The sequence below is a fragment of the Haloferula luteola genome, from assembly GCF_014201715.1.
GTDB lineage: Bacteria > Verrucomicrobiota > Verrucomicrobiia > Verrucomicrobiales > Akkermansiaceae > Haloferula > Haloferula luteola.
Window position 1 is genome coordinate 101,155 of record NZ_JACHFD010000011.1, and the last position, 15,550, is coordinate 116,704.

The 15,550-nt window shown below is 59.1% G+C and carries 9 protein-coding genes; 7 read left to right on the forward strand and 2 right to left on the reverse strand.

Features of this window, described 5'->3' with window-relative positions:
- Positions 1–16 precede the first annotated feature (16 nt).
- A complete protein-coding gene (locus HNR46_RS12000) occupies positions 17–682 on the forward strand; it encodes a metal-dependent transcriptional regulator (RefSeq protein WP_184019101.1) in 666 nt (221 codons plus the stop codon).
- A 9-nt stretch (positions 683–691) separates the two neighbouring features.
- Here the strand turns inward: HNR46_RS12000 and nspC are convergent, their stop codons facing one another.
- A complete protein-coding gene (nspC, locus tag HNR46_RS12005) occupies positions 692–1,900 on the reverse strand; it encodes a carboxynorspermidine decarboxylase (protein WP_184019103.1) in 1,209 nt (402 codons plus the stop codon).
- Between the two features lie 337 nt (positions 1,901–2,237).
- Positions 2,238–7,382 carry a LamG-like jellyroll fold domain-containing protein gene (locus tag HNR46_RS12010; protein ID WP_184019105.1) on the reverse strand — a complete coding sequence of 1,715 codons (5,145 nt, stop codon included), beginning with the start codon at positions 7,380–7,382 and terminating at the stop codon, positions 2,238–2,240.
- 100 nt (positions 7,383–7,482) lie between these two features.
- On the opposite strand from HNR46_RS12010, the gene HNR46_RS12015 reads away from it, so the two are divergent.
- From HNR46_RS12015 to HNR46_RS12040, 6 genes are all read left to right on the forward strand, one after another.
- Positions 7,483–7,929: a hypothetical protein gene (locus HNR46_RS12015; RefSeq protein WP_184019107.1), complete on the forward strand. Its 447-nt coding sequence runs from the start codon at positions 7,483–7,485 to the stop codon at positions 7,927–7,929.
- A gap of 612 nt (positions 7,930–8,541) precedes the next feature.
- A complete protein-coding gene (locus HNR46_RS12020; protein WP_221285143.1) occupies positions 8,542–9,804 on the forward strand; it encodes a hydroxymethylglutaryl-CoA reductase in 1,263 nt (420 codons plus the stop codon).
- Positions 9,805–9,883: 79 nt separating this feature from the next.
- Positions 9,884–10,780, forward strand: a complete 897-nt coding sequence (locus tag HNR46_RS12025; RefSeq protein WP_184019109.1) for a UbiA family prenyltransferase — start codon at positions 9,884–9,886, stop codon at positions 10,778–10,780.
- Positions 10,777–13,155 carry a PEP/pyruvate-binding domain-containing protein gene (locus tag HNR46_RS12030; protein ID WP_221285144.1) on the forward strand — a complete coding sequence of 793 codons (2,379 nt, stop codon included), beginning with the start codon at positions 10,777–10,779 and terminating at the stop codon, positions 13,153–13,155. The genes HNR46_RS12025 and HNR46_RS12030 overlap by 4 nt, the downstream gene beginning before the upstream one ends.
- A complete protein-coding gene (locus HNR46_RS12035) occupies positions 13,152–14,252 on the forward strand; it encodes a DUF3419 family protein (protein WP_184019113.1) in 1,101 nt (366 codons plus the stop codon). Before HNR46_RS12030 ends, HNR46_RS12035 begins: the two co-directional genes overlap by 4 nt.
- On the forward strand, positions 14,249–15,544 hold the full coding sequence (locus HNR46_RS12040; RefSeq protein WP_184019115.1) for a diacylglycerol/polyprenol kinase family protein: 1,296 nt from the start codon (positions 14,249–14,251) through the stop codon (positions 15,542–15,544). The genes HNR46_RS12035 and HNR46_RS12040 overlap by 4 nt, the downstream gene beginning before the upstream one ends.
- Positions 15,545–15,550: the final 6 nt, after the last annotated feature.

Sequence of the window (15,550 nt, forward strand, 5' to 3'; positions counted from 1 at the left end):
CCTCCCCCTCCATCGAATGCTCAGCAGCACGGTCGAAAACTATCTCAAAGCCATCTTACGCCTGTCCGAAGAAGGGGAGCCCGATGCCCCCGTGCCGGCCGGCAAGATTGCCGAAGCCCTGGCGGTGACGCCTGGAACCATCACCACGATGATGAAGCAGTTGAAGCGGGATGGATGGATTGAGTATATCCCCCGCAAAGGTGTTCATCTCACGGAATCGGGGCGCCGTTCAGCGTTGCAGGTGCTGCGCAGGCATCGGCTCACTGAGCTCTTTTTGGTGGAAGTGCTGCACCTTGATTGGGCGCATGTCCACGAGGAGGCGGAGGTGTTGGAGCATGTGCTGTCGGATCGCTTGGTAGAACGGATCGATGAGATGTTGGGACGGCCGGCAGTGGATCCCCACGGAGATCCGATTCCAGATGCGCAGGGGCGGATGCGCGAGGATGCGACTCGGCGTCTCGACGAATGCTCGGCGGGCGACTACGTCTTGAAGCGAGTGGGTCGTGACGACGCGGAGTTTCTCAACTGGCTGCGTGAGGCTGGCTTAAAGCCAGGTGCGGAATTCAGATTGCTGCGGCGGGAGCCGCTGGCGGGTGTGATTGAGCTGGAAATCCAAGGGCGCGCCTTGCGGGTCGGAGAGCTGGCGAGTGCCGTGTTGTGGGTCGAGGGGAAAGCGATTTGACCGAGCGGATCAGGCGAGACGATCGCGGAAGTCTTGGTAGGAGAATTCGCGGAGGGTCTCCAGCGATCCGTCCTCGTGTTGGAGGACGATGGAGGGATGCGGTACGCCGTTGAAGGTCGTGGTCTTGACCATGGTGTAGTGAGCCATGTCGTCGAAGACGAGACGGTCTCCCGGAACCAAGGGCCGAGGGAAAGCGTAGTCGCCAATCACATCTCCCGCCAAGCAGGTGGGGCCCCCAAGGCGGTAGAGATGGGGGCCGGATTCCTGCGCAAGGAGGTAGGTCTCCCCTTCCTGGGTGACTGCGGGAAGAGAGCCTTCGGCCGGAGGCTCGACAGCGGTGTCCGACGGTTCGACGAGGTAGACCTCGGGACGATAGGGCATTTCTAGGACGTCGGGCATGTGCGCGGTGCCTGAAACATCAAGGATGGCCAGTCGATGCCCGGCACTTTCGAAATCATCGATCACCTCTGCGCGGAGCACGCCCGTGTGGATCGCAATGGCTTCTCCGGGTTCAAGCCAGACCTCGACTTGATATTTCTCGCGAGCTTCGCGAACGAGACGAATGAGGCGGTCGCGGTCGTAGAATGGCTTGGTGATCCAGTGCCCGCCCCCCATGTTAAGGTAGGTGAATTGGGGTGAGCGCAGGAGGTGGCCAAATTTTTCATCGACCGCGGCAAGCGTCGTTTCGAGGTCCTCGGATCCCTGTTCGCAGAGGGTGTGAAAATGGAGGCCGCTAAGCCCCGTGAGATCCGCGCCCGCCAACTGATCGGCCGTTGTTCCCAGTCGGGAGCCTGCCACGCAGGGGTCGTAGAGTGGGGTGGAGCCCGTCGAATGCTGCGGGTTCACGCGCAGGCCGCAATGAAGTTCGCCTGATCGAAAGCGGGGGTGCGCCATGACCATTTCTCGAAACCGGAACCACTGGGACAGGGAGTTGAAGTCCAGATGAGTGGTGAATTCCAGCAGTGCTGCGATCTCCTCAGGGGTATAGCCGGGGGAATAGGTGACGACGGCTTTGCCAAAGTGATCGTGCGCAAGTTGGGCCTCCCAAAGACCGGAAGCGCAGCAGCCATCGAGATCGTCGCGGAGGTAAGGAAATGCTTTCCAACAGGAAAAGCCTTTGAGCGCAATGACCAGCCGGCAACCGGCAGCCTCCTTGACTTCACGAAGCAGGGCGGAGTTGCGTTTCAGGGCTGCGATGGAGATGACGTAGCTGGCCACGGCGCGAGGTTGAACGGGCTTGGCGGCTCATCCAACACCGAAGATGGACTCCGTGAGGGAAGGGACGACCCGAATGAACGAAACGGCAGAGCGTTGCCGGAGTCAAACTGTGACGAGAAGGTCGCCAAGCCTGGATTTGCATCGGACCAGATCCTTCCAGGATGGCCGAGGTTGGCCGTCAGGGATCAGGTGCCCTGCGGGAACTTGGCGGGTTTCTCGGCCCGGTTGATTCAGAACATGGCCGGTTTTCGATGTGGATTTCCACTCGGGAAACCGGGGGCCTCTTCCCTTGGCCGGGAAGAGGCTCTTTTTTGGGTCATGCTGGAGGGCAAGAGGATCAATCTGAGGGGGAATAGAGGATGCGGAGTCGACCAAACCGGTGGCTGGAGGCACTGCCGGTGTCTTGGACCACCACTTGTTCCCATATGGAATCGAGGAAGGTGACTTGCTCAGTGGAGGTCGAATTCAGCCACGAACCTTCGAGGGAATCGGTGAATTGAACGTCGAACTGATATCCAGCGTCGCGGGCATCGCGTCGCCTCAGATAGGTGACTTCGAGCCGTCCCCCTTCTTCGGGACCCAGCCGACGGAATGAGGGAAGCCCCGACGGACCTGTCCCCGAGTTGGTGCTGCCCGGGATGTAGGTGGGGAGATCCGGTCGGTCAGCTGGCAAATTGAATTGGTAGCGGAGCAGGTTGGCGAGCTGTCCGATGGAAGCGGTTTCGGGAAGCGCGGCTTCCCCTGAAAGAGACTGCTGACGGGCCCACTCAAGGTAGCCGTCGTCGGCGCGCAGGTAGGTGACTTCGACGGTTTCAGACTCGAGGCTGCCAAGGCCGGGGTCTCCCGGTGGGATGAGCGCATTGGCGGGGAGCCGGATGCTGATGTGGCCTTCTTCTTGGGGGACCACACGGACTCGGTAGTGATCCCTCTCGCCCCGCAAGTCGCTCAAGGGGGCTCCGACGGCTTCAAAATTCTCGGTTTGGAGGCCCGTGATTTCCTGATCGGTGGCGAGAGTGATGTCAAAGGGACCGTTGATCAAACCAGATGGTCCTGCGAGCTCTGTCCGGATGGGCCGTTGGCCCTCGGTTTCGATGAAATCGGCGGGATCGAGACCCTGAATCCACGAGGCGACCCACTGCACGGCGGGATCGTCTCGCAATCCTTTGGCAAGAGGCGGCATGGCGGCTCCATTCCCAACGGCATTCATGCGGTGGTGAATGATGGAAAGCGGCACGTCTCCCGGGACGATGTAACGTGAATCGGGACCAAGGGCTCCAAACTGCCCTGGTTCCCCATGGATCAAGCCCTGCTCAGAGAGCGGAGTGGTCAGGCGGGCGTCAAAACCCGGAATGCCTCCGTTCGGTTGGTGGCAGTGCGAGCAATTCGAATCGAGATAAGAGCGCACGCGGAGTGCAAGGGGTGCCGTGGAATCGTCCAGAGCACGGGATTGAACATATTGAGCGATTTCTTCGGTCGTCAGGGTTTGATCGAGAATGCCGAGCGCGCTGAAGGTGGCCAGTTGATTGGCTGGCCGGGTGCTGCCTGGGTAGACGATGTCGTGATTGAAATGCTGGGTGCGGATGCCGAGCGCTTGTCCCGCGGGCTCGGTGTGGCAGGCTAGGCAATCGGTACGGCTCGGATAGTACCAGGTTTGTTCGTGTGATCCTCCTTCCGCTTCCTGGATCAGGAAGGTGTGCGTTTGGGATTCGGTCAGGAGTTCCGCGTCGGTTTGTTCTGCATTCCAGCGGTAGGTGACGGCATATTTGCCCCCGTCTTCCGTTGCGACGATCACCCGGGTCTCCAGGCGGATGGTGAGATCCGGATGGCTTTCGTCGATGGGCAGCTCGAAGTGTTTGATGGTGATGGTTCCAGCTGGGAATTGCCAATTCCCGTGGGCGTTGAAGGTGATTCGCTCCGTAGGGGAGTCGTGGATCCCATCGTTCGGCACGGCAATCCAGCGGCGTTTGTGGGCACCGTCGGACCACAGCGGAGCTACCAAATCGTAGGGTAGAAACCCGGGTGCAGGGGTGAGGGTGGCGAGGTCGCTGAAGAGGCCCGTTTGTGAAAGCAGTGCGGGTGGTTCAGGAGTGGTGTCTTCGACGGCCAATTGCCAGATGCGGCCGCCTCCATCGCCTTGAAGTTTGAGGAAATAGAATTCTCCCTGAGCATCCAGTGCGCAGGATGAAGAGCCACTGTAGACAGAGCCCGGACGCATCACACCCAATGAGGTGATTTCTGCGGCAGCGGACTCGCTGGGAGGATCGACTGCCCAAATGGCAGCACTGACGTTGTCGACCGCTAAGTATTTCCCCCGCAATTCGGGAAGGCGATCACCATGATACACATAACCGCCGATGAGACAGCCTCCCTGTGTCCGGTCGTAGGCGATGATGGGCTCTTTCTCGATACCCACGATGGTATCGGGGCGGGCTTTGGGGCCGGCAATGTTGCCTTCTCGGAAGGGCCATTGGTAGTTGGCACCAGGAGCCAATAAGTCGATTTCTTCGCGGGCATTCTGACCCGATTCGCCAATCCAAATCAGCCCCGTTTCCTGGTCTTGGGAAAAGCGGTAGGGCTGGCGCAATCCGAGTGCGAAATATTCTTCCAGGACGTTGGCCACTCCGTCGATGGGTGCCGGGTCGACAAAAGGATTATCATTCGGAATCGAATAGTGGGCGGTGAAGCTGTCCGGCCATCCGGAGGGTTGGTCATTGTGCTGAAGTGGCTGGCGACGGATGGGATGGGAAAGGGCTGATTCGGGGTCCACATCGATCCGGAAGATTCCGGAGAACAATCGCTCATCGATCTTCTGAGTTACATTGAACTCATCGTCGGCTCCCCCTTCATCGCCGATTGCGAAATACAGATAGCCATCTTGCCCAAAGAGGAGGCAGCCGGAGTCGTGATACATTTGGCGATCGAATTGTTGCACGAGCACAAGCTCCGACTCGGGGTTGGCAGCCTCGGAGCCGGGGGGCACTTCGAAGCGGGAGAGTCTCCAATAAGCCCAGTTGTTGTTGCCTCCACTTACGCCCGCACCTCCGTCGACCACTGCCGCCCGCGGATTCCATTTGTAGGTGATATAGACATAACGTTGTGGGTGATCCGGATCGGAGAACTGAGGGTGAAAGGCCATCCCGGTCATGCCACAGTCGGAAACCGTGAAAACCCGGGAACGGATATCGAGGAAGGTCTCGAAGCTGTTGGCAGTGGGGGAGGCGTCGAGAACTCGAATGTCGCCTCGTTTCTGAATGACCAGCAATCGATCCGTGCCCGGGAGGGGCGTCATGAACATCGGGTCCGTCAAATTCGGCAGCTCGGGAAAGGCCTCTTCCACCGTGAATGTCGAGCCGGTCCCGGGGGCGCTTTCCGGGAAGCGACCGCCGGCGAAGGCTGCAAAGGCTTCGGAGCGACCCAGTCCAGACGAAGGTTGGCTGGTAGGATCGGTGGGGATTGATCCACCGCGAATCTCGACGAGGTCGTCGTAGCCATCGTCATCGCTGTCCGCTCTGTTGGGGTCCGTGCCTCCTTGGCTTGGGTCTTCGTCCGCGTCCGAAAATCCATCGCCGTCGGTATCGGTTTTGAGTGGATCCGTGCCGCGATCTTCGGGGCTTACAAACTCTCCTGTGCGGGTCTCGACACCGTCCGGTAGCGAGTCTCCGTCGCTGTCAGGATGGAGGGGGTGGGTGCCGATGAGGATTTCCATCCCATCGGGGAGGCCATCCTCATCTGAGTCAGGATTTCGAGGATCCGTTTGATAGAGGTATTCCTGGTAGTTGGTGAGCTGATCTTCGTCGAGATCCGCATCCGCTCCGTTGTCCCCGGTGGCGTCTTGCGGATCAAGTTCATGAGCGATTTCCCAAGCATCGGGCATTCCGTCCTGGTCTTCGTCAGGCAGCGCACCCACCCGCTTGGGTCCCGCTTGATAGCTCGCGGCGACATCATCTTCGGTGAACTCTCCCGACCAGATGCGAACTTCATCGATGGTGCCTCGGTGGCTGGGGTCGGGCCAAGCGGAGTTGCCGATTCGGTCGAATCCTTGTCCGATACTTGAGATCGGGAGGGTGGCATCATTGAAATGGTCGGCCACCCTGGGTTCGCCGTCGATCCAGACTCGGGTGAGTCCGGAGGGGGCCAGGGAGACAACCAGATGATGGGTGACTCCGGTGAGCGCGCGATCGATCCGGGCGTTGCCGGTGCCGTTGATGCTGGGGAGGTCGACGAGAGTGCTGTCGGCCGATCCGTGGGCATGGGTGAACCCGAAAAATTGATTTTCGCCCGCGCCCCCAAAACCGAAGATTTTGGCATAGAGAGGAGATTGCTCATCCACGTACCATGCTTCCACTGTCAGGCCAGTCTCGGCGAATTGGATCCCTGGTTGGATCTGATTCCCCAGGTCGAAGAACTCGCCCGGTTCTCCATGAAGGTGCAACTGGCCACCGCTGATTTCGGCATTCCCGATCAGCAATCCTTGGGCATGGCCCACAGAATCGAGGGTGTCGTCGAAGGAGAACCGATAGCGGAGGTCGAGAGGACTGGGGGGGAGACTGTCGGGATCGAGCGGATCACTTCCTGCTGCCACCTCTTCGCCATCGGACTGACCATCGTTGTCGGTATCAGGGTTCTGAGGATCGGTCTGCCATTGAAGCTCACCGGCATTGTTGAGCCCATCGCCATCGGGGTCGCCGGTCGCTCCATCGGGATCGTCGGTTCGGCTTGGATCGAGACCATGGCGGGCTTCCCACACGTCAGGGAGTCCATCTTCATCCTGGTCGGTCACCAGCGATGAATCATCGGGACCTGCTTCAAGGTGGGCCAACACCTCTGCTCCGGTGAGTTCTCCCGACCAAATTCGGAATTCATCCAAACTTCCATTGAGACTTCGGTCAGGCCAGATGGAGTTGCCCAACTGGTCGCTTCCTGCAGCGACGCTTGTGAGAGGCAATCGCTCCGTCGGGGTGTGCTGATCCACGACTTTTTCTCCATCGATCCATGCATTCACCTCGCCGCTCGGAGAGACCGTGACTACCGCATGATGGGGGACATCGAGTGCAGGACGGAGAAATGTCACGTTCGCCTCGGCCGTGGTGGAAGGAGTCTCGATTTTGGTGTCGCTGATCGGAGCGTGCGAGAAGGTGTAGCCGAGAAATCCGCCCTCGGATGTGTCGCCAAAACCGAACAGTTTCGCATAGCGTGCTGAATTCTGATCGGTGAACCAAGCTTCCAGAGAAACACCGGTGGTGCCGAAACGGCTTCCAATGTCGATCTGTCCTATGAGGTCGATGGTTTCTCCGCGGGTGCCGGAAAAATGGGCTTTTCCCTCCGCCACGTTCACACCTCCCTGAAGAGTGCCGTGGGCATCGCCGACCGCATCGGATGCGTCTTCGGCGAAGGAGTAACGGTGGTACAAGCTCGCGGCGGAGGTCGCCGACACCAGGGCAAGCAGCGTCGTGGCCACCAAACATTGCGGGTTTCTGGGCATGGGGATGGGTTGAGTTTTCGCCGAGGCGCCTGGGTTGGGGCGTCGGCGAACTGGGTTTCAGGGATTTGAAACGATGCGAATTCAGGAATCTTTGCAGCGGATGAAAATCGTTTCAAAGTTGTCACATGCCTCAACGATGGACTTGCGGCAAGAAATGAAAATGAAGCAGGGGCATCGATGGGAAGTGGCGCTTCTGAGCGCGATCGCTGGCACGGGTTGGGGATGTCGGGAGAAATCTCCTCCAGTGCTGGATTCGGTCAGGGTTGAGGAAGTGGCTTCAAACGAGAAATCGAGCGCCCAGCTCGCGACTTTGGTGCGGTTTGAAGTTTCTGGGCTGACTTCGGAAAATGCGGATTGGCTCCGAGATTTTCTCAGTCGTGATCCTGCTCGAAAGGTCGAGGAGATGGATTGGAAAGAGGGCGTGCTCGATGTTCGCTTTGATCCGACTCAGTATTCGCTGGATCAATTGAAGGCGGTGCTCCGCGCCAATGGGTTGGAAGTGGAGAAATCGGAGTATTTGCCTGCGGATCCTACTCGATCTGGGTGAAAGTGGGGTTGTGTCGCCGTAGTCCGAAGAGGGAGTAGAGGAGAGCGCCGACATGTCGGCGCTTTTGGGGAGAGGTGGGGAGCGCTCGAGGATTGGCTTGGGAGCCGACATGTCGGCTCCGGGCGAGGTGTGGGGGCGGTTCGTGCGCAGTCGTGAAAGCGGGGTCATGCCCCCGCAGTCCGAAGAGGGAGGAAAGGAGTGCGCCGACATGTCGGCGCTTTTTGGGAGAGGTGGGGAGCGCTCGAGGATTGGCTTGGGAGCCGACATGTCGGCTCCGGGCGAGGTGTGGCGGCGGTTCGCGCGCGGGTGTGAAAGCGGGGTCATGCCCCCGCAGTCCGAAGAGGGAGTAGAGGAGTGCGCCGACATGTCGGCGCTTTTGGGGAGAGGTGGGGAGCGCTCGAGGATTGGCTTGGGAGCCGACATGTCGGCTCTGGGCGAGGTGTGGGGGCGGTGCGTGCGCGGGTGTGAAAGCGGGGTCGTGCCCCCGCAGTCCGAAGAGGGGCGTCATGTTCTCTCTTCTTCATCAACTCGAGCGGATCTCTCATCGACTGACTCACCGAAAAGCCCAAAGGAAAACGTGGTCAATCGAAGGGAGATCTTCGAGGGTAGGGCATGTCTGGGAAGTATTCGCTGTCGAAGCGGCAGATCGAAATCTTGATGGCGGGTCGGGACCCTGAGGCTTTGGAGCGAAAGTTGTCGGCGAATCCTGAAGCATCTCTCCGATTGGCTCCTGCAAGTGCCAAAGTGGATCGAGATCGGGCGCTGAAGTTGTGGCGAAAACTCGGCAATCCTGAAGCGGTTCGTGAGATCCTTTTGGGTGATGGGGATCCCTCGATCTATCAGGGAAACATCGAGAACTGCTTGGGAGAGATCCGATTGCCGTTGGGCTATGCCGGTCCTCTGAGGGTGCGGGGTTTGTCCGCCGAAGGGGACTACATCATTCCTTTAGCCACGACCGAAGCCGCCTTGGTGGCGTCGTATCATCGGGGGTGCGCCCTCATGAGTGAAGCAGGGGGATGCACGGCGATGGTCATTTATGAGTCGGTGGGGCGGTCCCCTGCCTTTGCTTTCGAAACCATGGCTTTGGCTGGACGGTTTGTGGCTTGGGCCGTGGAGCAGGTGGATCGCTTCAAGCACATCGCTGGGGGGACAACGCGGCATGGGGAACTGTTGGATATGGGGGTGAACTTCGAGGGGAACCACGTCTATCTCACTTTTGAGTTCTCGACTGGAGACGCCTCCGGCCAAAACATGGTGACCTTGGCGACGCAGGCGATCTGCGAGATGATCAAGAGGGAAAGTCCTGTGAGGCCGGAGCGGATGTGGGTGGAAGGAAATTTGTCCGGGGACAAAAAGGCTTCGGCAAAGTCGTTCACCACGACCCGGGGGAAAAAAGTGACGGCCGAGGTGAGGCTGTCTGCGGAGCTGATCGAAAAGCGTTTGCACACCACGCCAGAGGAAATGGAGCATTATTGGAGGGTCTCAGCGATGGGGGGTGTTCTGAGTGGGAGCTTTGGCGTGCAGGGACATTTCGCCAACGGGCTGGCAGCCTTGTATTTGGCGACCGGACAAGATGTGGCCTGCGTGGCAGAATCGGCGACGGGGGTGACGCGATTTGAACGAAAGGAGGACGACGGCTCGCTTTATGCCTCAGTGACTTTGCCGGGATTGATGGTGGGAACGGTGGGAGGCGGAACTGGCCTGCCGACGCAGAAAGCTTGCTTGGAGCTGATGGGATTGGCGGGAGCGGGAAAAGCCCGCGCCCTGGCTGAGGTGGCCGCTGGGCTGATGTTGGCAGGCGAGCTATCGATCATTGGAGCGCTGGCTGCCGGCCATTTTTCAAGAGCCCACCAGAAGCTGGCGCGAGAGCGATGAATTGATGATTGATGAAATCGATGATTTAAGAAAAAACAACAATTACCAGAATGCTTTGAGTTGGGTTATTTCTGGGCCCATGCGTTGGTGGACCTATCAGAAAGAGCGCTTTCCCGTGGTGGCGCATGGTCTGCTGATTGCGGTGTTCAGTGCCTGTGCGGTCTCGTACTCGGCATTGCTGAGGGACGGGGTGCCCCGTGCGCCATCATTTGGGGTCGCATTTGGTGTGTGTTTCCTATTCTTCTTGCAGCTAAGGATTGCGGACGAGTTCAAGGACGCGGAGGAGGATGCTCGATGGCGGCCCTACCGCCCGGTTCCCAGGGGGCTGATCACACTGAGGGAATTGGGGTGGGGATTTGCGGCGGCAGCGGTGGTGCAATGCGGGCTGGCGGTGGCTTGGGAACCAGGGCTGCTTTGGGTGTTAGGTGGGGGTTGGGCTTATCTGGGAGGGATGAGTGTGGAGTTCTTTGCTCGAAAGTGGCTGAAGGCACGTCCCGTGGTGTATTTGTTGACTCATATGGGGATCATGCCGCTGGTGGATTTCTTTGCCACGGCCTGTGATTGGATTCCGGCTGGTGAGAAGCCCGGAGGACTGGGGCCATTTTTGGCAGCGAGCTTTTGCAACGGCTTGGTCATTGAGCTGGGACGCAAGCTTCGCCAACCGGCGGCAGAAGAGGAGGGAGTCGAAACCTACTCGCGACTTTGGGGAATGCGGTGGGGGGTGAGAGCCTGGTGGGTGAGCCAAGGAATGACGGCGATCTTTGCGGGTTGGGCTGCGGCGAAAATTGGTTTTGCAGGACCGACGTGGCTGGCACTGGGAAGCGTGGGTGTTCTGTCGTATGGGGTCGGCTGGAGGTTTCAAAACAGGTCTTTGAATGGGAGCTGGATTGAGAGGGTTTCTGCCCTTTGGACTCTGGTTCTCTATCTGGTGATGGGAGTGGTGCCATGGTGGTTGAAGGTAGGAGTTGGAAGATGAAGGAATCCAGGGAAATACGCATGTTAGGAGGCAAGGGGGCGGCATTGTGGAGTCTGGAGAAGTCTGGATTTCCTGTGCCCGCGTGGCTGGCAGTCCTACCAGGAGAACGAGTCCATTTGGCTGAAGTTCGAGAACTCAACGGTTCGCAGTATGCCGTTCGCTCGTCCGCTTGGGGGGAAGATGGTGAGTCGAGTTCCTTTGCCGGGCAGCTGGAAAGCTATTTGCGAGTCGAACTTGAGGACGTGCCTTCCAAGGTGGAAGCGGTTCGTGCGTCGGCGGGGAGAGAGCACGTGCGAAGTTATCAAGCAGAGCGGGGCTTCGAAGGCGCTTTGGAGGCGACCGTGCTGGTGCAAAGGATGATTGATGCTCGAGTGGCTGGCGTGGCGTTCAGTGCCGACCCCGTGTCGGGCCGACGGGATACGGTGGTCGTTTCGGCTGTTGAGGGAACGGCGGAAGCCCTTGTCTCGGGAGTGGTCGATGGCGAGTTTTGGAAATGGCGAGGGCACTGGGAGCCGGGTGGGAGTTTGATTTCCGAAGGGGAAGCCGATCGGATTTTGGACCTGGTGCAAAAATGCGAAGCGTGGGCAGGGCGCCCACAGGATATCGAATGGGCCATCGATGGGGATGGGAAGCTCTGGTTGTTGCAGTCGCGAGCGATCACCACCCTGTCCGCATTGCCGGACCCCGGCGATTCCTTGCGGATCTGGGACAATAGTAACATTGCGGAGAGCTATGGCGGGGTCACGACCGCCCTTACCTTTTCGTTTGCACGCAAGATCTACGAGCATGTCTATCGAGAATTCTGCGGCCTGATGCGTGTGCCGCGAAGACGGATGAGTCGAGCGGATGAAGTTTTTCCTCAGATGCTTGGGATGGTGGAAGGGCGGGTGTACTATCAGTTGCTTAGTTGGTATCGAGTGCTGGCGATGTTGCCTGGTTTTTCGCTCAACCGATCCTTCATGGAGCAGATGATGGGGGTGAAAGAGGCGTTGCCGGAGGAGGTGACGGCCCGAATTGCCGACGAGGGACGAGAAGGGAAATGGCGGGATGCGATGGCGTTGGTGAGGACCTTGGCGGGTTTGGTGAAGAGCCGCATGACCTTGAAGCGTCGGGTGGCGGAATTCCGTCAACGCCTGGATGAGGCGCTGCTGCCTCCTCCGGTTCCGTTCGAAAGGATGAGTGGCGAGGAATTGGTTGCAGCTTATCGCAAGCTGGAGGGGAGTTTGCTGAAGCGGTGGGATGCGCCGCTCGTGAATGATTTTCTCGCAATGTTGGCCAATGGTGTGTTGCGAAAGATGGCGGAGAGCCGAGGGGGAGTTGAAGTGGCGAATCGATGGATCGCTGACTGTGGGGAGATCATTTCGGCTGAGCCCCCGAGAAGGATTCGGGAGATGGGGGAAATGGCGGCCAAGGTGGAAGGGTTGACCGAGTGTTTGGTCGATCCAGAGCGTGACTGGAGAGAAAAGCGATCCTGGCTTCGGAAGCATCCGCCATTGCGGCGGATGTGGGATGCCTATGAAGTCGATTTTGGGGATCGGTGCCTGGAAGAGTTGAAGCTGGAGAGCCCGACACTTGAGGATGATCCTGGGAGCTTGCTGGCTTCGATCGGCGCCATGGCACAGCGCTATCAGAACGGTGGTGGGGAGGTTGAGAAGGATGGGCTCAAGCTGGAAGGGGGTGGCTGGTGGTGGAACCAGGTGGTGGGTGAGACGCGTGCGAGAGTTCGTGATCGGGAGAATCTGCGTTTCGAGCGGACCCGCTTGTTCGGCCGGGTCAGGAAGATCGTGAGAGAGCTCGGCAAGCGCTTGCATGCGGATGGGCAGTTGGGCGAGCCGACCGATGTGTTCCACTTGGAGATCGAGGAGTTGATGGCGGTGTGGGAGGGCACGCGGAGCATGGGGTGTTTGTCCGAATGGGTCGCTGCGAGGAAATCGGAGTATGAACGGTGCCTACGGGGTGAAGCTCCTCCGGACCGATTTGAAACGAGAGGTCCCCTCCATCGCTATGTGAACTACGAAAGTCGACGTCTCTTGCAGAGTCCGGAGGGAACCAGCTTGCAAGGAACGGGCGCCTGTGCGGGGCGCGTGCAGGGGCGGGTTCGGGTGGTGGATGAGCCCAGAAATGCTCGATTGGAGGAGGGGGAGATTTTGGTGGCACGTCAGACGGATCCGGGTTGGGTGGTGCTTTTTCCCCAGGCGGCAGGGTTGCTGGTGGAAAGGGGCAGCGTTCTTTCCCATTCGGCCATCGTTTCTCGAGAGTTAGGGCTGCCCTGTGTCGTCGGTTTGTCGGGAGTGATGGGCTGGATCGAGACGGGTGATGTGGTCGAAATGGACGGAGGTACGGGGCTGGTCACCAAGATTAGGAAGGAGTCATGAAGAGCGAAATCGAGCAAAGAGCTGCCTTCGAGCGGTTGCGGTATGGGCAGTGTTGGGAAGATGCCGCGGTGTTGGTGAAGGCTCTGGATCCCCGCGGGCGACGTTGTGTGAGCATTGGCTCGGCGGGTGACAATAGTTTTGCCCTGTTGGCTGCCGGTGCAGAGAGGGTGGATGTGGTGGAAATGAATCCGGCCCAAGTGGCAGCCATTGAACTACGGAAGGCGGGGTATTTGCATTTGGACTACGAGGCATTTGGCGAGTTGCTCGGGGTGCGCAGGTCTCGCCGACGTCGAGAAATTTGGAGGAAAATTCGCGGGGAGCTTTCACCTGCGGTCGTCCAATTCTGGGAGCGGCAGAGCGATTGGTGGGAGGTGGGAGCGGTGGGGGTTGGAAGATTTGAGAACTACTTCAAGGTTTTCCGGGATCGGGTCCTCCCACTCGCGCACTCTCGGGGGAGAGTGTTGGCATTGTTGCAATCTCGAGATCGGAAAGAGAGGGAGGTGTTCTACCAAGAGATTTGGAACAACCGGCGTTGGCGTTGGATCTTCCAACTGTTTTTTTCGCGGCGGTTGATGGGCTTCCTCGGCCGGGATCCCGAGTTTTTCAAATATGTGGAAGGATCGGTAGCGGCCCGAATTCTAGAGAGAACCCGTCATGCGTTGGTTGAATTGGATCCGGCGGTGAATCCGTATCTGCGGTGGATTCTCACCGGGGAGTTTGAAGGTGCATGGCCGATCGCGTTGGAGGAGGGAAATTTCGAACGGATCGGAGGAGCTCTGCGTGAGGGAAGAATGGAGATTCACGAAGGAAGCTTGGAGTCCTGGTTGGAGCGAAATGAGGACCGGTGGGATGCCTTCAATCTGAGCGATATTTTCGAGTACATGAGCGAGGCCAACTCCGCGAAGTTATACGAAGGCTTGCTTGGGGTGGCGGCACCCGGGGCGAGGATCGCCTATTGGAACATGCTGGTTCCAAGGTCCTGTCCAGAGGCGTTGATGCACCGAGTTGAAACCTGTGAAGCGCTCGGCGAAACTTTATGGAGGGAGGATCGTGCGTTTTTTTACAATCGTCTGATCGTGGAGGAGGTGCGGGGATGAATCCTTGGGTGGGGATGGCGGTGGTGACCGGGATCTTGGCGGGGGGCATGTGGATGGTGTCTAAGCAGGCACGGAGATGGGGGTGGGATGCGGAGGTGGCGAGAAAGTCCATTCACATGGTGATGGGGTTGGTATGCCTCACTTTTCCCCTGCTATTTCGTGAGGCCTGGCCGGTTGGGGCGCTGGCTTGTGGGGCGACCTTGGGTTTGGCCGTGGTGAGATGGGTGCCACGTTTTCGGAAGGAGGTGGGCGGCGCTCTGCATGGTGTGACTCGTGCGTCGTGGGGGGAGTTGTGTTTCGCTCCTGCGGTGGCGTTGGTGTTTGTTTTGGCTGGGGATCGGGTGGAGCTCTTTGCGGCACCGGTGCTGGTGTTGACTTTGGCTGATGCGGCGGGAGCGGTGGCGGGGAGCCGTTGGGGGAGGAGCCGCTACGGAGTGGGTCGGGGCTGGAAGAGCGTCGAAGGTTCTGCCGTTTTCTGGGTGCTGTCGATCGGGTGCGTGGGTGTTCCTGCGATGATGGCGAGATCCGCCGGATTGGATCAAGTGGTGTGGATGGCGGTGGCGGTGGGTTTGTTGGCCACCATGGCCGAGGGATTGTCAGATCGAGGATTGGACAACGCAGTGTTGCCTCTGTGGGTCTTCTTCCTCATGCAGCGCTTTCTGGGATTGGAAGTGAATGAAGTGATGGTTCGCTGTGGTGTTGTGGTGCTGATGCTATTGGTGATCTTGTTGGTAGGGCGTTTCTCGACGCTGGATGGAGGAGCCCTGATGGCGAGTGCCCTATTGGGGTATGGATTGGCGTTGTTGGGAGGGATGGGCTTTCTCGGAGTGGCGATGGGCCTTTTTGCGATTCACCTGTTCACGACAGGGCATCGTCAACTTGGAGGGGTGCTCAGACATGGGCGTGAATCGGTGTTTGGCGCTGCCTTGGCGATGCTGCCCTGGGCTGCTGCAAAGCCGTGGATCGGGCGAGAGGTGGCGTGGCTGGGATGCGGTGCAGGCGCTGCGGCTTATTTGGTGATGATGCATGTGGGAACACGGCGGCATTTGGGCCGAAAGGGAGTGGCTCCCTTGGCGGGATTGCTGAAAGTGCTGGTGGTTCTGGGGGTTCCTGTTGTTTGCAGTGATGGATTCTTGTCGCTGACGGCGGTGGCCATCGGCTTGGCGGGCGGTGCGATGGGCGCGTGGATCTGTGCGCAATCGACGAAGGAATGTGGGTGGGATGCCCCCGGGTGGGCCATCGCTCGTGGAGTGATGGCTTTGGGGTCTTCTGCTATAATACTAGGAGTCTAGTTTTAT

Coding starts and splice junctions, on each gene's coding strand:
- HNR46_RS12000 (WP_184019101.1), top strand. CDS start 17: ATGCTCAGCAGCACGGTCGAAAACTATCTCAAAGCCATCTTACGCCTG.
- HNR46_RS12010 (WP_184019105.1), bottom strand. CDS start 7,382: ATGCCCAGAAACCCGCAATGTTTGGTGGCCACGACGCTGCTTGCCCTG.
- HNR46_RS12015 (WP_184019107.1), top strand. CDS start 7,483: ATGAAAATCGTTTCAAAGTTGTCACATGCCTCAACGATGGACTTGCGG.
- HNR46_RS12020 (WP_221285143.1), top strand. CDS start 8,542: ATGTCTGGGAAGTATTCGCTGTCGAAGCGGCAGATCGAAATCTTGATG.
- HNR46_RS12025 (WP_184019109.1), top strand. CDS start 9,884: ATGCGTTGGTGGACCTATCAGAAAGAGCGCTTTCCCGTGGTGGCGCAT.
- HNR46_RS12030 (WP_221285144.1), top strand. CDS start 10,777: ATGAAGGAATCCAGGGAAATACGCATGTTAGGAGGCAAGGGGGCGGCA.
- HNR46_RS12035 (WP_184019113.1), top strand. CDS start 13,152: ATGAAGAGCGAAATCGAGCAAAGAGCTGCCTTCGAGCGGTTGCGGTAT.
- HNR46_RS12040 (WP_184019115.1), top strand. CDS start 14,249: ATGAATCCTTGGGTGGGGATGGCGGTGGTGACCGGGATCTTGGCGGGG.